18 protein-coding genes are annotated in these 17,514 nt (G+C 34.6%); 8 read left to right on the top strand and 10 right to left on the bottom strand.

Annotated elements, in window-relative coordinates; translation table 11 throughout:
• Positions 1 to 88: 88 nt before the first annotated feature.
• Positions 89 to 442, bottom strand: coding sequence for a hypothetical protein (locus EV142_RS02205; RefSeq protein WP_132032275.1), 354 nt, complete (start codon positions 440 to 442; stop codon positions 89 to 91).
• Positions 443 to 634: 192 nt separating this feature from the next.
• Here EV142_RS02205 and EV142_RS02200 point away from each other — a divergent pair, with 192 nt between their 5' ends.
• Positions 635 to 1,372: a porin family protein gene (locus EV142_RS02200; RefSeq protein WP_306462525.1), complete on the top strand. Its 738-nt coding sequence runs from the start codon at positions 635 to 637 to the stop codon at positions 1,370 to 1,372.
• Here EV142_RS02200 and EV142_RS02195 read toward each other — a convergent pair.
• Positions 1,367 to 1,972: a hypothetical protein gene (locus EV142_RS02195; RefSeq protein ID WP_238698641.1), complete on the bottom strand. Its 606-nt coding sequence runs from the start codon at positions 1,970 to 1,972 to the stop codon at positions 1,367 to 1,369. The genes EV142_RS02200 and EV142_RS02195 overlap by 6 nt on opposite strands.
• A gap of 186 nt (positions 1,973 to 2,158) precedes the next feature.
• Between EV142_RS02195 and EV142_RS02190 the strand changes: the two genes are divergently transcribed.
• The 5 genes from EV142_RS02190 to EV142_RS02170 all read left to right on the top strand — a co-directional run bounded on the left by EV142_RS02190 (position 2,159) and on the right by EV142_RS02170 (position 7,818).
• On the top strand, positions 2,159 to 4,627 hold the full coding sequence (locus EV142_RS02190) for a bifunctional UDP-N-acetylmuramoyl-tripeptide:D-alanyl-D-alanine ligase/alanine racemase (protein ID WP_132032273.1): 2,469 nt from the start codon (positions 2,159 to 2,161) through the stop codon (positions 4,625 to 4,627).
• A gap of 67 nt (positions 4,628 to 4,694) precedes the next feature.
• A complete protein-coding gene (gene mscL / locus EV142_RS02185; protein ID WP_132032271.1) occupies positions 4,695 to 5,075 on the top strand; it encodes a large conductance mechanosensitive channel protein MscL in 381 nt (126 codons plus the stop codon).
• A gap of 171 nt (positions 5,076 to 5,246) precedes the next feature.
• The gene (locus tag EV142_RS02180; RefSeq protein WP_132032269.1) at positions 5,247 to 6,236 is read left to right on the top strand and encodes an aspartate-semialdehyde dehydrogenase; all 990 of its coding nucleotides are present in this window, start codon (positions 5,247 to 5,249) and stop codon (positions 6,234 to 6,236) included.
• Positions 6,237 to 6,403: 167 nt separating this feature from the next.
• On the top strand, positions 6,404 to 6,871 hold the full coding sequence (locus tag EV142_RS02175; RefSeq protein ID WP_132032267.1) for a DUF7832 domain-containing protein: 468 nt from the start codon (positions 6,404 to 6,406) through the stop codon (positions 6,869 to 6,871).
• A 17-nt stretch (positions 6,872 to 6,888) separates the two neighbouring features.
• Complete coding sequence (locus EV142_RS02170) at positions 6,889 to 7,818, top strand: hypothetical protein (protein WP_132032265.1); 930 nt, start codon at positions 6,889 to 6,891, stop codon at positions 7,816 to 7,818.
• A 291-nt stretch (positions 7,819 to 8,109) separates the two neighbouring features.
• On the opposite strand, the gene EV142_RS02165 is transcribed toward EV142_RS02170, so the two are convergent.
• From EV142_RS02165 to EV142_RS02150, 4 genes are all read right to left on the bottom strand, one after another.
• Positions 8,110 to 8,427 (bottom strand): 2Fe-2S iron-sulfur cluster-binding family protein, encoded by a 318-nt coding sequence (locus tag EV142_RS02165; protein WP_026982672.1) that lies wholly within the window; start codon positions 8,425 to 8,427, stop codon positions 8,110 to 8,112.
• 59 nt (positions 8,428 to 8,486) lie between these two features.
• Positions 8,487 to 8,969 carry a hypothetical protein gene (locus EV142_RS02160; protein WP_132032263.1) on the bottom strand — a complete coding sequence of 161 codons (483 nt, stop codon included), beginning with the start codon at positions 8,967 to 8,969 and terminating at the stop codon, positions 8,487 to 8,489.
• Positions 8,970 to 9,182: 213 nt separating this feature from the next.
• Positions 9,183 to 9,422, bottom strand: a complete 240-nt coding sequence (locus EV142_RS02155; protein ID WP_026982674.1) for a NifU family protein — start codon at positions 9,420 to 9,422, stop codon at positions 9,183 to 9,185.
• 68 nt (positions 9,423 to 9,490) lie between these two features.
• Positions 9,491 to 10,621 (bottom strand): Mrp/NBP35 family ATP-binding protein, encoded by a 1,131-nt coding sequence (locus EV142_RS02150; protein WP_132032261.1) that lies wholly within the window; start codon positions 10,619 to 10,621, stop codon positions 9,491 to 9,493.
• A 404-nt stretch (positions 10,622 to 11,025) separates the two neighbouring features.
• Between EV142_RS02150 and EV142_RS24295 the strand changes: the two genes are divergently transcribed.
• Together EV142_RS24295 and EV142_RS02145 are read left to right on the top strand one after the other, a co-directional pair.
• Positions 11,026 to 11,559: a L,D-transpeptidase scaffold domain-containing protein gene (locus tag EV142_RS24295; RefSeq protein ID WP_238698640.1), complete on the top strand. Its 534-nt coding sequence runs from the start codon at positions 11,026 to 11,028 to the stop codon at positions 11,557 to 11,559.
• Positions 11,517 to 12,638, top strand: a complete 1,122-nt coding sequence (locus EV142_RS02145; RefSeq protein ID WP_238698639.1) for a L,D-transpeptidase family protein — start codon at positions 11,517 to 11,519, stop codon at positions 12,636 to 12,638. Before EV142_RS24295 ends, EV142_RS02145 begins: the two co-directional genes overlap by 43 nt.
• A 98-nt stretch (positions 12,639 to 12,736) precedes the next feature.
• Here the strand turns inward: EV142_RS02145 and EV142_RS02140 are convergent, their stop codons facing one another.
• The 4 genes from EV142_RS02140 to EV142_RS02130 form a co-directional block, all read right to left on the bottom strand.
• Positions 12,737 to 15,166 carry an ABC transporter permease gene (locus EV142_RS02140; protein ID WP_132032259.1) on the bottom strand — a complete coding sequence of 810 codons (2,430 nt, stop codon included), beginning with the start codon at positions 15,164 to 15,166 and terminating at the stop codon, positions 12,737 to 12,739.
• A gap of 4 nt (positions 15,167 to 15,170) precedes the next feature.
• Positions 15,171 to 15,293: a hypothetical protein gene (locus EV142_RS24510; RefSeq protein ID WP_262710751.1), complete on the bottom strand. Its 123-nt coding sequence runs from the start codon at positions 15,291 to 15,293 to the stop codon at positions 15,171 to 15,173.
• 8 nt (positions 15,294 to 15,301) lie between these two features.
• Positions 15,302 to 16,009, bottom strand: coding sequence for an ABC transporter ATP-binding protein (locus EV142_RS02135; RefSeq protein ID WP_132032257.1), 708 nt, complete (start codon positions 16,007 to 16,009; stop codon positions 15,302 to 15,304).
• Positions 16,010 to 16,121: 112 nt separating this feature from the next.
• Positions 16,122 to 17,366, bottom strand: coding sequence for an efflux RND transporter periplasmic adaptor subunit (locus EV142_RS02130; protein ID WP_132032255.1), 1,245 nt, complete (start codon positions 17,364 to 17,366; stop codon positions 16,122 to 16,124).
• Between the last annotated feature and the right edge of the window lie 148 nt (positions 17,367 to 17,514).

The following is a 17,514-nucleotide window of genomic DNA, read 5'->3' as shown; positions in this document are numbered from 1 at the left end:
CGATCCTGATACTGTCAGGATGGGGAAACCCAATGCTTTTTTGAATGTAACTTAAAAGATTTTTGATTTTATTTCGATGTTTCGAAATTTAAGCAACTATAGCTTTTGGAGGACCGCGCAATAAATAAGCACTTTCTGAAAATGGAAATATTTTTTCTGAAAGAGCAAAGAAATAAGGTATTTCCTTGTTGGAAGCAGGAAACTGAAATGAAAATTCTTCCGGAACTAAGTAGCTTCCAAAAGAAAAATGGCACACATAACAAAGATCATAATTATGATGCTCATGGGTGATCTCGCCACTTGGGTCGCTATAATCGTGATGGCACTGTTTCTCTGAAAGTTGTTTTACAATATGCTCATAACTGTGTATCGACTGAAACAATATTGAGAACAATACTGTCAGGGCCAAAGAAACACTTAATATGAGCTGCTTTTTCTTCATTCTATGCAAAGGTATAAAAGAGCAGTCAAAAATGGAGCAATTTTTTTAAATTCTATTGTTGATTCATTAAAACAAGTGCAGGAAATCGTTTTATTTTTAAAGAAAAAGAGAATTATTGCTTTATAATCGGCTCTTGAGCCGGCATTATATTATATTTGTAAGTGAAATAAATCATCTTCAAAAAACGTTTACTTGAAAAACTCTTTAAAATCAAAATACGATATGAGATTACTTTTTAGCTGTTTATTTTTAGTGTCGTTTTTTAATGTTTTTTCTCAGGAAGAAACAAAACCTAAAATAGAGCCAATCGTTAAAATCGATTCGTTGTACCGTGAAGATCAGTTTTACTTTTCTGTTACCTACAATCTTTTTGCCAATATTCCTCCCGGCCTTAAACAGGATAAATTTTCAGTGGGACTTTCAGCGGGTTTTTTGCGGGATATGCCGATTAATAAAAAGAGAACCCTTGCGATTGCGACAGGACTTGGTTTAAGTTATCAGAATTTCTTTCAGAATTTTACTATTTCCAAAGATGGTCAGGGAGAATTAGTGTATAATGTAAATGATTATAATGAGATTGTTTCCAATCGATACAGGCAATATTTGATAGACCTTCCTATAGAATTCCGCTGGAGAAACTCAACGTATGAAAGTTATAAATTTTGGAGAGTTTACGGAGGAGTTAAAGTTAGTTATGCTTTTTCTACTAAATCTGCTGTAGATGATGGAGAGACGACTTACAAAATCAGCAATAATCCGGATATAAATAAACTGCAATACGGGACGTATCTTGCAGCAGGATACAATACCTGGAATGTTTATATTTATTACGGATTAAATCCATTGTTTAAATCCTCAGTTAAAACGATTTCCGGCCAGAATGTAAACATTCAGACCATCAATGCCGGTTTGATTTTCTATATTCTATAACCACAAATACAGGAATAAAATCTGGGGAAGGGTCCCGGCCAAAAGACCAATAAGTAATTCTTTATTGGTATGAGCTTCCATTTCCAGTCGTGATGATGCTACTGCTCCTGTTAAGAGTACTGCTAAAGCTGTCCAATACGGATTTTGCATTTGCAGATGAATGTTTAGCCCGATAATAAAAACAGTGAGTCCGCTAATCGCCAGCAGGTGGAGGCTTGCTTTTATTTTAAAAAGAGAAAGTACCAGTGCTAAAATAGTACTGAATAACGCTCCAAGAAAAAAGAAATGAAGTTCAGGATAACGGGTGATAATAATACTTCTTTTTACCAGTAAAATGTATAAAAAGCATTGTAAGATAAGCGGAATTCTGCGCTGGGAAGTTTCGGGAACCATGACCGATTTTATATGTCCGGTGGAGCGCAGTAACAGGAAAAACAATACCGGTACTAAAACCGTTATGATCAGAATTTGAAATAAAACATAATATTTTTCCCTGTTCGTAAAAATATCCTCTTTGCAGAACAGATAAAATAAAGTAGCATACACCGATATAAAAATCGGATGCAGGATGTAAGAAAACAGGGGCAGGATTTTTTTCAAAACAAGGTAATTTGAGGTGTTAAACAAATATAATAAAATAAAGTTTTTTGCTGCGAATTTCATAAGTTTTCACAGGTCAAATTATTTTAAGGACATTTTTTTTGCCGTAAGCAATCCTTATATTTTTAAGAGAATCACAACTCTTTTCTGTCTTTAATGTTTTAAATTTGACAAAAAGATTTTTAAATGAGCATAGACTTAAAAAACCTGATTCCTGTTCTTCAGGCTGAATGGATTGGTTTCAATACAGCTACTTTTGTAGATCATGTTTCGATCGACAGCCGTTCCTTACAAAACGGATCAAAAACTTTGTTTATTGCACTGTCGGGTGTAAATAATGATGCTCATTTGTATATTCCCGAACTTATCGAAAAAGGCGTTCAGAATTTTGTCGTGCAGTATATACCTGAAAATTCCAAGGGAAAAGCCAATTTCCTGGTGGTAAAAAATAGTCTGAATGCCCTACAGCAATTTGCGGCTTATTACAGGGATTTATTCCATTTTCCTATTATCGGATTAACCGGGAGCAACGGCAAAACGATCGTAAAAGAATGGCTTAATTTTTTATTGAGCCCCGATTACAATATTATCAGGAGTCCTAAAAGTTACAACTCGCAGGTTGGAGTTCCATTATCTGTAATTGCCATTAATGAAAAACATAATCTGGGAATTTTTGAAGCCGGGATTTCTATGGTTAATGAAATGACCCATCTGGAGCAAATCATCAAACCGAATATTGGCGTTTTAACCAATATTGGCTCAGCTCACGATGAAGGGTTTCAGAGTTTAGAACAAAAGATCAGCGAGAAACTCCAGCTTTTCAAAAGGGCAGCAGTAATTATCTATCAAAAAAGTGAACTTGTTGATGGATGTCTGGCTTCTTTTTTGAAAGAAAATCAATTACAGGACAGAGTACTTTTTTCATGGAGTTTCACCGATAAAACGGCAGATGTTTTTATTCTTAAAAAAGAGAGTAAAAACGATAAGACAATTATTCAGTATCAATATCAAAACGGGATTTTTGATTTAGAAATTCCTTTTCAGGATTCTGCTTCTATCGAAAATGGTATTTCCTGTTTGTTGGTTTTGCTGTATTTCAAATATGACGCTGCAACAATTCAAAATCGAATGCAGTTGTTATATCCGGTAGAAATGCGCCTTGAAGTAAAAAACGGAATTAATAATTGCAGTATTATTGATGATAGTTACAGTTCCGATTTTCAATCCCTCAAAATTGCTCTGGATTTTCTGGAAAGCCAGAATAAGAATGCTTCTAAAACGGTTATCTTATCCGATATTTTTCAAAGCGGATTTTCAAACGAAGAATTGTATTCGAAAGTAGCACAATTAATCACCGATAATAAAGTAAACCGTGTAATTGGAATTGGAAATACGATTTCATCCTTCTCAGATAAATTTTCAAATGCTGTAATGTTTCAGACCACAGCCGATTTTATAGCCAGTTTTGAAAGCCTGAATTTTGCCAATGAAACCATTCTGATAAAAGGAGCAAGATCCTTTCAGTTTGAAGAAATTGTGACCCTGCTGGAAGAGAAAACACATGAAACGATTCTTGAAATTAACCTCAATTCCATCAGTCATAACCTGAATTTCTTTAAAGCCAAATTAGCGTCTCAGGTAAAAATGATGGTGATGGTCAAGGCTTTTGGCTACGGGAACGGAGGTTTGGAAATTGCAAAATTATTAGAATATCATAAAGTAGATTATTTGGGTGTGGCTTTCGCCGATGAAGGAATCTCGCTTAGAAATGGCGGAATCCAATTACCGATTATGGTTTTGAATCCGGAATCGACAAGTTTTCCGTCAATTATTCAATACCAGTTGGAACCTGAAATTTACAGTGTAAAAGGATTGAATGCGTTTCTGAAGATTGCCCGCGAAAAAAATCTGAAAGATTATCCTATTCATATAAAACTTGATACAGGAATGCATCGTTTGGGTTTTGAAGAAAATACGATAGATGAATTAATTGCCACTTTAAAAGGAAATTCAACCGTTCGCATACAAAGTATCTTGTCGCATCTGGCAACCAGTGATGATATGAATCATTATGAATTTGTGCTTTCCCAAGTCCGGTTATTTGAAAGATTATCGTCTAAATTAATGTCGGAATTAGATATAAATCCGATCCGTCATATCCTCAATACCTCTGGAATCAGTAATTTTCCTGATGCCCAATATAATATGGTGCGTCTTGGAATTGGTTTGTACGGCGTTTCAAACGATCCTCTGGAACAGAAATACCTGGAAAATGTGGGGACTTTAAAATCGATTATCTCACAGGTCCGTACCATTCCGGCAGGAGACAGCGTTGGGTATGGCCGTCGTTTCATGGCACAGAAAGAAACTAAAATTGCAACCATCCCGATTGGTTATGCCGATGGAATTTCGAGGTTATGGGGAAATCAGGTCGGTTATGTAAATATTAAAAACCAAAAAGCACCCATTGTTGGCAGTATCTGTATGGACATGCTGATGGTGGATGTAAGTGAAATGGATTGCAAAGAAGGAGATTCAGTTGTTATTTTTGGAGAAAATCCAACCGTAACGGAGATTGCAGACGCTTTAAAAACAATACCATACGAAATTTTAACGAGTATTTCGCAACGGGTGAAGCGCGTTTTTTTCAGATAGATTTCAGCAACTTTAGAGAAAATTACGTATTTTCGGTATCAATTAATCATTAAATAAAGAGAGAATTATGGGAATGTTTTCAGAATTTAAGGAATTTGCAATGAAAGGCAACGTAGTCGATTTGGCTGTCGGGGTTATAATTGGAGCTGCTTTTGGAAAAATTGTAAGCTCATTAATTGAGAATGTTATTACACCATTTATATTGAAGCCTGCTTTAGATGCTGCGCATCTGTCTACCATAGAAGAACTGACAGCTTTTGGAGGAGTCAAGTACGGTTTGTTTCTTTCGGCAGTCATTAACTTTGTAATTGTTGCCTTTGTTTTATTCCTGATTATTAAAGGAATAAATAATATTAAAAAGAAAGATGTTCCGCCACCACCTCCGGCTGGTCCAACTCAGGAAGAGTTATTGATCCAGATTAGAGATCTTTTGAAAAATAAACAATAATATATATACCGCTACACTAAGTCTAACTTAACCGTTCCTTAATTGGGACGGTTTTTTTATTTTTGTTTGTTTTGTAACATTTTGTTATTTTTTGTGAATGACCTTGTTTTGATTTTTATTATGTATACTTTTGCATTGTAATTTAGATTAATTCATACTAAAAATATAAAAATGAGAATAGCGGTTGTAGGCGCCACTGGTATGGTTGGCGAAGTAATGCTGAAAGTTTTAGCGGAAAGAAATTTTCCTGTTACAGAATTGATTCCTGTTGCTTCTGAGAAATCAATTGGAAAAGAAATTGAATATAAAGGTCAAAAATATAAAGTTGTAGGATTGCAAACCGCTGTAGATATGAAAGCTGATATAGCAGTTTTTTCCGCAGGAGGAGATACTTCATTAGAATGGGCTCCAAAATTTGCAGCTGCCGGAACGACAGTAATCGACAATTCTTCTGCCTGGAGAATGGATCCGACCAAAAAATTGATTGTTCCGGAAATCAATGCCTCATCCTTAACAAAAGAAGATAAAATTATTGCGAATCCAAATTGCTCAACTATTCAGATGGTATTGGCATTGGCACCTTTGCATAAAAAATACAATATCAGAAGAATTATTGTTTCTACTTACCAATCCATCACCGGAACAGGTGTAAAAGCAGTAAGACAGTTAGAAAATGAATACGCGGGAATTCAGGGAGAAATGGCGTATAAATACCCAATTCACAGAAATGCGATTCCACATTGTGACAGTTTTGAAGACAACGGATACACGAAAGAAGAAATGAAATTAGTTCGTGAGACTCAAAAAATCCTTGGCGACAATACCATCAGAGTTACGGCTACTGCAGTACGTGTGCCAGTTGTTGGCGGTCACAGTGAGGCTGTAAACGTGGAGTTCACCAATGATTTTGATGTAAACGAAGTACGTGAAATTTTACACCATACCGATGGCGTAACGGTTCAGGATAATATAGACACCTTTACATACCCAATGCCTCTGTATGCAGAAGGAAAAAATGATGTTTTTGTTGGAAGAATCCGTCGTGACGAAAGCCAGGAAAACACCCTAAACATGTGGATTGTTGCTGATAACCTTAGAAAAGGTGCTGCAACAAACACCATTCAAATCGCTGAATATTTAATTCAGGCAGGTTTGGTATAAAACCGGAGATTAAAGAAAATTGTTATAAAGAGAAAGCCGTAATTGCAGTAATGTAATTGCGGTTTTTTTTGTTTTTATAAATGTCTTATTTTGTTAGTTTTATGTCTTTTACGAGGTGTTGAATTTATTATTTATAGTTAGTTTTGTGTTTTATAAACTAATAAAAGATGGCAAAGTACGATGATTCCTCCTGGCATTACGGAGGAGATTACCCAGATGATTTACCTCAAGAAAATGCTTCAACTCATATAGGCATGTTTTTAACCTGGTGTATAGATAATAATCTTTTGTCTGAGGAGCAATTGGAAGATTCAGAAGAGGATATTATTGCGGTAAAAAACAGAGAACTTACAGGAGCTGAATTTCTAATCAACAATTGCGACGAAAAATTTACCGATTACGATCTTAATGATTTAGGAAATGAATTTGCCAAAGCCTATTATGCCGAAGAAGAATCAAATTTTGCTAAAATTTATGGCAGTTATAGTGATGATTATGGAGATCATTTTGATCAGGAAGCAGAAAAGAAAGGTTTTGAATACGAATCTTTTTATCATGTAGAAAATACCTGGGAGAATTACAATTCATTGAAACCAGTAATAGAGAAACGTTGGCGGCAATATTCCAGAAAATAATAACTAAAAAGAAAAATATGGGTTCATTTTTTAATAAGAAAAACATCAAGACAGAAATTCCAAATTGGGCTTCATTTTTTGAAAACTCTGAATATTCTACATTCATATATGAAATTGAAAATTATTTTAGAAAACTAAATATTGTAATTGAAATTTTCGATGGAATTATACTTGTAACTGAAAATGATTTTGGATTTAGTAATTTAGGACTGAGCAATGTTGCGCAAAATTGTAAACAAGATAAACCAAAAAATTATAAGGATATAATTAAGAATCACTTCGATTCATTGATAGCAGCAAATAAATTTGAAATAGAATTTGAAAAAATTACAGATAACTTTGAGGAAGTTAAAAAGTATATTGGAATAAGATTATACAACGAAGAATACATTGATTATGTTGGAAAAGAGTTTGCAATTGGAAAAGAGTTTGAAGGAGATATTTATTCTATGCTTGTATTTGATTTTCCGCATAGCATTGTAAATATAAAACCTGAACAAATAAATAAATGGGGAAAATCTATAGATGAACTTTTTGAAATTGGACTGCAGAATATTAAAGACAAATATCCACTAACAATAACAAAAGAAAATTTTAATGTTTTTGACATTTGGTTTGCAAATTCTGAGCATTTTTTTACACCAAATATAGTCTTTGATTTAGAAAATCGAAAAGAACTAACAGGAAGTAAAGGTTTGTTAATTGGAATTCCGCACAGACATTCCGCAATAATTTATCCAATTGAGAATTTAGAAGTCATAAAAGCAATAAATGGAATTTTTCCTGCAATTTACAATATGAATGTAGAAGGTCCGGGTTCACTAAGTAATAAAGTTTTTTGGTATATTGACGGAACTTTCACTGAAATTCCATACAAAATGGAAGATGGGAAATTGCAATTATTTCCGCCAGATAATTTTCTGAAATTATTAAATGAACTAACTTGATAAATATAATTACTGCCACCAACAGCTACTACAACGGATTTGGGCAATTGGCTTTATGGAAAGTTGGTTTTGTATTTAGGATGATTTGGCAAATCTGAAGAATGGGTTTAATTTAGTCCCAAACCCGTTGTAGTACCAGAACGATATAAGCAATGGAAAAAATATAAAGATTGAAAATAAAATCTTTATTTATTAAAACCTGTTGGGTTTAAATGTATAAAAAAATCCAAATTCGAATAGTACACTCAGTACTATTGGAATTTGGATTTTTAAAATATTGGAATTTACTATTTAATATTCCGGTGCCAGTTCTAACTCCAGCCCTTCTAATTCTGTTGTAATTGGAATCTGACAGCCTAAGCGACTGTTAGATTTAACATAAAACGCTTCCGACAGCATGGCTTCTTCTTCATCTCCCATTTCCGGTAATGCAACATCATTCAGAACATAACACTGGCAGGAAGCACACATTGCCATTCCTCCGCAGGTTCCTTCAACAGGAAGTTCGTATGCTTTGCACAACTCCATTATATTCATTGCCATATCAGTTGGAGCCTGTAATTCGTGTATAACTCCTTCTCGATCTTTAATCTTTATTAATACATCCATTTTAATTGGTGGAATTTTTTTTAGGATTTGAAAACGTGAACAAATCCTTCATCTTTAAATTAACTGTTAGGTTTTAAACTAAAAGCATATTCTCTTCTGTCGTTCTCTTTTAAATGCATTTTTACGCCAAGCATGGTTCCTTCTTTTTCTAACAATGTAATTACAGCAATTACGGAGTAATAATCTTTGTCAGATTGAAAAATTAAAGTCCCTTCATAAGTTGAATTAACAACTCCTTGTTTATCTGTTGTTACAGAAAGTTTTCTTGGATGTGAAAATTCGGCTGCGCTGTAAGTTGCTTTATTCGCAAATTTAGCTTTTCCTTCACAGAAGTCGTATAAAAAATCGTAGTTACCAATTCTTAATGCTCCTTCTTCTGTACTGGAATTCGTCGAAAACACAATTTGTCCGGCATATGTAAAATCAGACCATTCTTCTGATTCATTTACCCAGGCTTTATCAACTATTAGGGTTTTAGGACTTTGCGCGTAGTTCGCGCAAACAAAGAATAATAATAAAATTAAAGTGTAATAATTTCTCATAGATTAAAGCTTAAGGGTTATGTCACAAATTTAAGTTAATTATGTAACAATAAAGCAATATAATCTCTTAAAACTTTATATTATTTTTTGTTAAAATCGCAAAAACAAGCATTTTTTTGAATGTTTTTTTAGATTTTACAATCAAAAACACCTTAAGGCCTATTATTCTTGTTAATTCAACTGTGTAGTAACGTGCAAAAAAATATTTTCGCGTTACATGATATTGACTACAGTTTCAATCTGTGGTGCATATTTTTTTATCGTCGTTTCAACGCCTGCTTTTAGAGTCATTTGGTTTACACTACAGCTAATGCATGCCCCTTCAAGACGAACTTTTACATGTTTGTCATCGTCAATAGAAATGAGTGTAATGTCTCCTCCATCAGAATTTAAAAAAGGTCTGATTTCGTCCAGAGCCAATAATACGTTGCTTGTTAATTCTTCTGTTGTCATAATTTAATGTGTCAATTAGAGAATGTGTCAATTAGAAAATTATCTAATTATCTCATTATCTCAATTATCTAATTTTTCTTTACTGCTGAACAACCTGCCATAGTTGTAATTTTAATGGCTTCCGTAACTGGTAAACTATCATTTCTGTTTACTACTTCCTGTACCACATTTCGGGTAATTTCTTCAAAAACAGTTTCAATTAGAGAAGCTGTCTGCAAAGCTGCCGGGCGGCCATAATCTCCCGCTTCACGAATAGACTGTACAATTGGTACTTCTCCAAGAAAAGGAACATCTAAATCTTCAGCCAGGTTTTTAGCCCCTTCTTGTCCAAAGATGTAATATTTATTATCAGGTAATTCTTCTGGTGTAAAGTACGCCATATTTTCTATAATCCCTAAAACCGGAACATTGATGTTATCCTGCATAAACATGGCCACACCTTTTTTAGCATCAGCGAGAGCAACAGCTTGTGGTGTACTTACGACTACAGCTCCTGTAATTGGTAACGATTGCATGATCGAAAGGTGAATATCTCCCGTTCCCGGAGGTAAATCGATTAACATAAAATCCAATTCTCCCCAGTCTGCATCAAAAATCATTTGGTTTAATGCTTTTGCAGCCATTGGGCCTCTCCAGATTACAGCCTGACTTGGAGCTGTAAAGAATCCGATAGAAAGTATTTTTATTTCATAGCTTTCAACCGGTTTCATTTTCGACTTTCCGTCAACGGTAATGGAAATTGGTTTTTCATTCTCAACATCAAACATAATTGGCATCGACGGGCCGTAAATATCAGCATCAAGAATACCAACTGCAAATCCCATTTTTGCGAGTGTTACAGCCAGATTTGCAGTAACTGTAGACTTTCCTACACCACCTTTACCGGAAGCAACGGCGATTATATTTTTAATTCCCGGAATTGCACGACCTTTAATTTCGTTTTTCTCAGGAGTTTCAACTTTAATATTTACTTTAATTTTTGCTTCAGGAGATACAAGTTCATGAATGGTTTTCCTGATATCGTCTTCTGCTCTTTTTTTAATGTGCATCGCAGGAGTATGAAGTACTAAATCTACCACAACTTCATCGCCAAAAGTAATTACATTGGCAACGGCGCCACTTTCAACCATATTTTTTCCTTCTCCCGCTATAGTAATTGTTTCTAGAGCTTTAAGAATTTCTTTTCTGTCTAATTTCATTTTTAACGTAGTATTTTTCTATTGAGTGAAATTAATTTAAAAACTGTTTTTATTTAAACTGATTTCAGACTGCAAAGATAACGGATTATGTTCGGATTTTACCCTTTTTGCATCGCATTTGTTGATATGGGGATTATTCAAAATTATACCGTTCAAATCTAGGTTTAGAAGTTTTTTATGGGAAATATTTTTTTGCTGCAATGTCTGCAAGGCATCTTGAAATAAAATAACATGAATTTTAATACAGTTTTGTCTTTTTGCTATTCTTCAAATTATTATCTTTGAATTGCCTCAATTTTTGATTTCCAATGTTTTAAAAACGATGTGAAAGTATATTGTGGTTCTCCTGTATTCTTTCGCTAATTTTTATATGATTTATTTATAACTTTTTAAATAATAAATTTATGCGAAATTTTATTTACTCTTCGTTAATTATTGCGGTTAGCTTTTTTGTTTTTTCTTTTAAGCCGCTGGAAACTAATGAAATTAAATCAAAAAGGACTTTTGAAAATTCAGTTATCATTAAAAATAAGGTCTCGCCTGTGACATTGGATAGTGTTGCTTTGAATCAGTTTTTTAAAAAATATTCCAAACTTAAAAAGTATAAAAATGATGTTTCGGATATTTATAAAAAGCGAGGGTTCAAATCCATTTGGTACGGTGAAAAAAACATCACAGAATTTGGTCATTTACTGTATCAAAAAGTAAATGTTTTAAAAGATCAGGGAATCGAAAAGGTGATGCCTTATAAAGACGATATAGATGCGATTTTTAACGAAAGTTCGACTGAAAAACCATCTCAAACCGAAACGGAGCTGCTGCTCACCAATATGTATGTTTTTTACGCCAGTAATGTTTATTCTGGCGTTGATCCGGCAACTTTAAAGAAAATCGGATGGTTTTGCCAACCAAGACCATTTCGTATGCCAGAATATTAGATTCGCTTATTGTAGATTCAAGTCGCTTAAATGAAGACGATAATCTATTATTCAGTCAGTATTATAAACTTCAGGCAGCCTTAAAAAAATACCGGAAAATAGAGACCGATCAGTTGTGGCAGCCCATTACGATTGATGCTGCGACGTACAAAGATTTAAAACCTTTTGATATATCCAATACGGTGAAGGACATAAGACAGCGTTTGTTTGTTGTGGGCGATCTGGCACAGGATTCTAAAAGTGATGTATACGACGAAGAACTTATGGCGGGCGTTTTAAATTATAAGAAAAGATATGGCCTGAAGCTGAACTACACCCTAACCAAAGAACATATTGATCAGATGAATGAGCCGATTTCCAAAAGAATAAAAACCATCATGCTCAACATGGAGCGCTGCAGATGGATACCGGCCAAACTGACAAAAGCAGAAGAATATATTATGGTTAATATTCCTTCGTTCAGGCTGATTTATTTCAAAGACGGAAAATATGATTTTACATCTGATATTTTTGTGGGTACCAGAATGACCGAAACAGTAATTTTTAGTGGAGATATGGATCGAATTGTCTTTAGTCCGTATTGGTATGTGCCGACCAGTATCATTCAAAATGAATTAAAACTTCAGATGGCCAGCGATAAAAATTACCTGGCAGAACACAATATGGAATGGAACGGGGGGCGTGTGCGACAAAAACCGGGTCCAAAAAATTCTCTCGGACTCGTTAAGTTTATGTTTCCGAACCCCAATGATATTTACCTTCATGATACACCCGCAAAAAGTTTGTTCGACTTCGAAAAACGTACTTTCAGTCATGGCTGTATCAACGTAAAAGAAGCAAAAGGACTGGCACTTGCGATTCTGAAAAATGATCCCGACTGGCCGGCAGATAAAATTGATACTGCTATGAGTGGCGAAAAAGAAACCACCTGCATGCTGAAAAAGAAAATCCCGATTTACATTGGTTATTTTACTTCATGGGTAAATGATGACGGCGAAATTAGCTTCTTTCCGGATGTTTACGAACGCGATGAAAGTCTGGATAAACTGCTGTATTCAGATTCAGTTAGTATGAAATAGTTTTCAGTCTCAGTTCTCAGTCACAGTTTTCAGGTAAAAACTGTAACTGAAAACTGAAAACTGCGACTGGATACCGCGACTGAAAACTCAAAACCAAACTATTCGTATTTTAAATATTTCAGGATGTCTATTTTAGTGACCTGATACGCTTTGGTTAAAACAATTAATAGCGTCAGGACCAATAAAGAGACTAAAGCAATACTAAACGGAACAAAAGAAATTCCGATTCTGAAAGCAAAATTTTCAAGCCATTTTTGCAGTAAGATGTAAGCCGGAACAATTCCGATCACAAATCCCATCAGGCAAAAAATAACGTATTGTCTCGATAATTCTTTCAATAAGATATCGGTTTCTGCGCCCAGTGTTTTTCTGATCGCAATTTCTTTTAATCTTCTTTCCATCGAAAAGGAGGCCAGAGCAAACAACCCGAAAATGGCAATTACAATAACCACAAGATTTAAAATAAAAAATAAGTTTTTTTGTTTCACTTGTTCCTCATAAGTTTTGGCAAAACCCTTATTTACAAATTCATAATCAAAAGGATAATCAGGATTTACGTTTTTATTCCAGTAGGCTTTTAAACTGGCTATTGTTTCTGTTAAATTAGTAGGGGAGACTTTTACGTAAACATTGTCAAAATTATTCCATTTTAAAGTTTTAATATTGATAAAAACCATAGGCGGCACTTTACTTTGAAATCCCGTAATGTGAAAATCCTTTACAATTCCCACAACTTTAAACTTTAAATTTTCTTTTTCATTTCCCCAGCCAGAACTTATTATAGTATTGATTGGGTTTTTTAACCCTAATTTTTTTGCCAGAGTTTCGTTAATCAGCCAGTTGTCAATAGTGTCTGAAGCGAATTTTGGCGACAAATTTCGACCTTCGACAATCTTAATTTTCATCATTTCCAAAAAGCCAAAATCCATTTCAACATTTCGGGGTTGTACAAATACACCGTTGTGTGTAAAGCCTGAACTTGAATTGGTACTGTTCCCAAAAGAACCTGCAAAAGTAGATACATCTTGAACCCCTGATAATTTAAGAAGTTCTTGTTTGGTTGTCAGGTATTTTTCTATTCTTTTGTTTCTGTCTGCCGATTTAAAGGGAATTCGAATGACCTGATCACCACTAAAACCGAGGTCTTTATTCATCATGTAGGAAACCTGTGAGTTGACAATTAGAGCACCGATGATAAAAAAAGCTGCAATACCAAATTGGAAAATCAACATAGAGTTTCGAATCCAAATGCCGCTTTTGCTTCTGGAAAAATTACCTTTTAAAACTTTCAAGGTTTCAAAATTGGATATATAAATGGCTGGGAATATACCCGAGAGAACGATTACTAATCCAAATATAAAAATAAGTTGCAGGTAAAATTCACCACCATTCATGGTCAACGACTTTTTGAGGAAGTTGTTGTAATAGGGTAAAGAAAGTTCGACTATCGCCAGTGCAAAAAGAATGGATAAGGTTACAATAATGGCTGTTTCAAATATAAATTGTGTAATAATTTGCGTTTTGCTTGCTCCTACGATTTTACGAACCCCCACTTCTTTGGCACGTTTAATTGCAGAGGCAGTGGCTAAATTGATATAGTTGACAAGTGATAAAATTAAAATCAAAATAGACAAACCAACCATGATATAAAGCAATTGCAGATTGCCTTTTCCTTCAGGGAAATTATGACTACTAGAAGTTTTTGTTCCATGTAAGCGTGCTTGATCCAGTTGATCCAAAATCACTGTGATCTCGCCATTTTCCTTTACGTATTGTTCAGGTGTTTGACCATTTGCTTTGGCATCTTTTAAAGTTCGATTGACATAGTTTACATTTTGCATCTTCTTTAAAACGGCCTCCATATTAGCTCCTTTTTTGGTTTTAATCATTAAAGTGTAATTGAAGTTTCCCCAGCTATTTAGATCACCCTCGCGCAATAGACCGCCAAAGACATAGTTGGGTTCAATAGAAGAAGGTCTGATGATTTTGTAAACTGATTTTATGACATAAGGTTTGTTGTCGTTGATTAGAATTTTGCCAATAGGATCTTCATTCTTGAAAATTAGTTTTGCTTCATCTTCCGAAATGGCGACACTATTCCTTTCTTTAAGTATATCTTTTTTGGCTCCCTTTACAATGGGAAATGGAAAGGTGCCAAAGAAATCGTAATCGGCGACGATTATTTTTTTACCCATCCATTTTTGATTTTGATACTTGATAATATCTTCATAATACCAACCATCATAAAAGCAAATGGATTCGATCTCAGGAATAGTGGCTTTACAGGTGAGGCCAAATGGAATTGAGCTTGATGCCCAAATATCGCCAGTTGCTCCAATTTTATTCAGGACCTGATAAGAGTTTTCCTTTTCGGGATTCCACTGATCGTAAGCATTTTCGTTATTCCAGTATAAAATAGCGAAAATAACGCCTGCAATACCGATACTTAACCCTAAGACATTTAAAAAGGAAAACAGTTTGTTTTGCTTTAAATGATAAACAAATATTTTAAACCAGTTGCGGATCATCTTTTTATTTCTTTAAAATTAGTTCGGTCAAAGTCGGAACAGCAACCTCATTTTTACTTTCGAAAGACATCATTTTGCAAACAAATCCCACCAGAATTAAGAGTGCAGTTACAATAAATTTGATCATTTTACTTGTTATTTAGCGTCCATAAAAACATCTACATTTCTCTGATTGAAGCGTTCAGAGAAGATCACCCCGTCTTTCATATGAATCGTTTTCTGCGAAAAGGAAGCATCGTAATCGGAGTGGGTAACCATCAGGATTGTTGCACCTTTAGCGTGCAAATCGGTTAAAAGTTCCATTACTTCATTACCGTTTTTACTGTCCAGGTTTCCGGTTGGCTCATCGGCAAGAATAATTTTGGGATCGTTTACCAAAGCCCTTGCCACCGCAACCCTTTGTTGCTGACCTCCAGAAAGTTGTTGCGGAAAGTGTTTCAGACGATGTGAGATATTTAATTTTTCGGCAATTTCTTCAATTTTTTGTTTTCTCTCCGATGCTTTGACATTGTTGTAAAGCAAAGGCAGTTCAATATTATCATAAACCGAAAGCTCATCGATAAGGTTGAAATTCTGAAAAATGAATCCGATATTTTCTTTACGCACACGTGACCTTCCTTTCTCTTTTAAGCCGATCATTTCCTGATCCAGTAATTTATAACTTCCGTCACTACCGCTGTCCAAAAGCCCTATTATATTGAGTAAAGTCGATTTCCCACAGCCCGAAGGCCCCATAATCGTTAAAAAATCACCTTTTTTAATTTCTAAGTTAATTCCGCTTAAGGCAGCTGTTTCTACTTCTTCGGTTCTGAAAACTTTGGTTAAATTTTGAATGGTTATCATATTTTTAAAGTATTAGGTGTTGTTGATTGTTTTTTTTGATTGATGATTGAAACTTTTATGAATTATAAATTATGAGTTGTAAATTGTGACTGCGACTTGTGACTGCAAACTATCACTCAGAACTAATAGAAAGCTCTTCAATATCCTTATAATCTGAATAGGAAGAAGTAATTACAGATTCGCCTTCTTTTAATCCTTCAAGAACTTCGTAGTACGAAGGATTCTCGCGGCCTAATTTTATAGTTCTTCTTTCAGCTTTATTTCCTTTTACTACAAAAATCCATTTCCCGGCGGTTTCCTGATTGAAACTTCCTTTCTGAACGACAAGAGTTTTGTTTTTCTCGGATAAAATCAGTTTCACGCCGAAGCTTAATCCGTCTTGTAAAACGATATTTTCTTTAGAAGTAAATGCCAGTTCAACCGTAAAATGACCGCTTTTTACTTCGGGAATTACTTTGGTTACCAGAACTTCAAGGTTTCTACCTTTAAATTCTACCTGACCTTTCAGGCCTTCCCTTAATTTCTCCAGATAAAATTCATCTACTTCTGCGATCAGTTTGTATCCTTTTTTAGAATCTATTTTTCCGATACTTTCCCCGGCCTGAAATGTTTTTCCCAATACCGGTTCAAAAGAAGTTAATCTTCCGGATTCGGGAGCCGTGATCAAAAAGTTATTTTTGTTGTTTCTCAGAATCTCCAGACTTTTTTCCATGGTTTGTATGGAGCGGTTAATTTGTGAAATCTGAACCTGATTGCTTTGTTTTTCTTTTTGAATACTTTGGTGAATGGTTCTTTTTCGTTCTTCCTGAAAACGAAGGCCTTCCTTAAAAGTATTCCAGTCATTTTTCGAAATCACATCTTTATCAAACAATTTCGAGTTCATGTCGTACAGTCTTTTGGCATCATTATAATCATGTTCGATCAAAACCAGATCTTTGTTGAGGTTCAGTTCCTGATTTCTAATGTTCAGTTTGCCTGAATTCAGATTGTTGATTTGCTCGATAATGGCCGTTTCCTGCGTCAGATAATTAAGTTCGGTGTTCGGATTGTACAAACGCGCCAAAGATTGTCCTTTGGTCACCATTGCCCCATTTTCTACAAAAATTTCTTTTACAGAACCGCCTTCAGTTACATTGACAAGCATCACGTTCAAAGGTTCTACTTTGGCCTGGAAAACAACAAAGTCTTCAAAAAAAGCTCTTTCGACTTTTTGAACGGTCAATTCATCAGCTTTTACATTCAGGCTTCTTTTAGTGCTGAACGAAAAAAAGACAACTGCTGCCAAAGCTAAAAAAACACCAATTAGTATTGTGAGGTTTCTAAATTTTCTATTTTTACGAGGAATTACCGTATCCATTTTTTAAATAATTTGCTGATAATCAATAGGTAAATATTGTGCCACAAAAAGTATTATTTGTAAAGCATTGATTTTAAAGAGACTTTAAATACCATCAAAAAAAGGAGTGTTCGATAATGAACAGTTGACCGTTCGGAACCGAACAAAA

This window comes from Flavobacterium circumlabens (genome assembly GCF_004345565.1).
Taxonomy (GTDB): domain Bacteria; phylum Bacteroidota; class Bacteroidia; order Flavobacteriales; family Flavobacteriaceae; genus Flavobacterium; species Flavobacterium circumlabens.
Note: the sequence above shows the minus strand (reverse complement) of the source record. Positions and strands in the feature narration are given on the sequence as shown.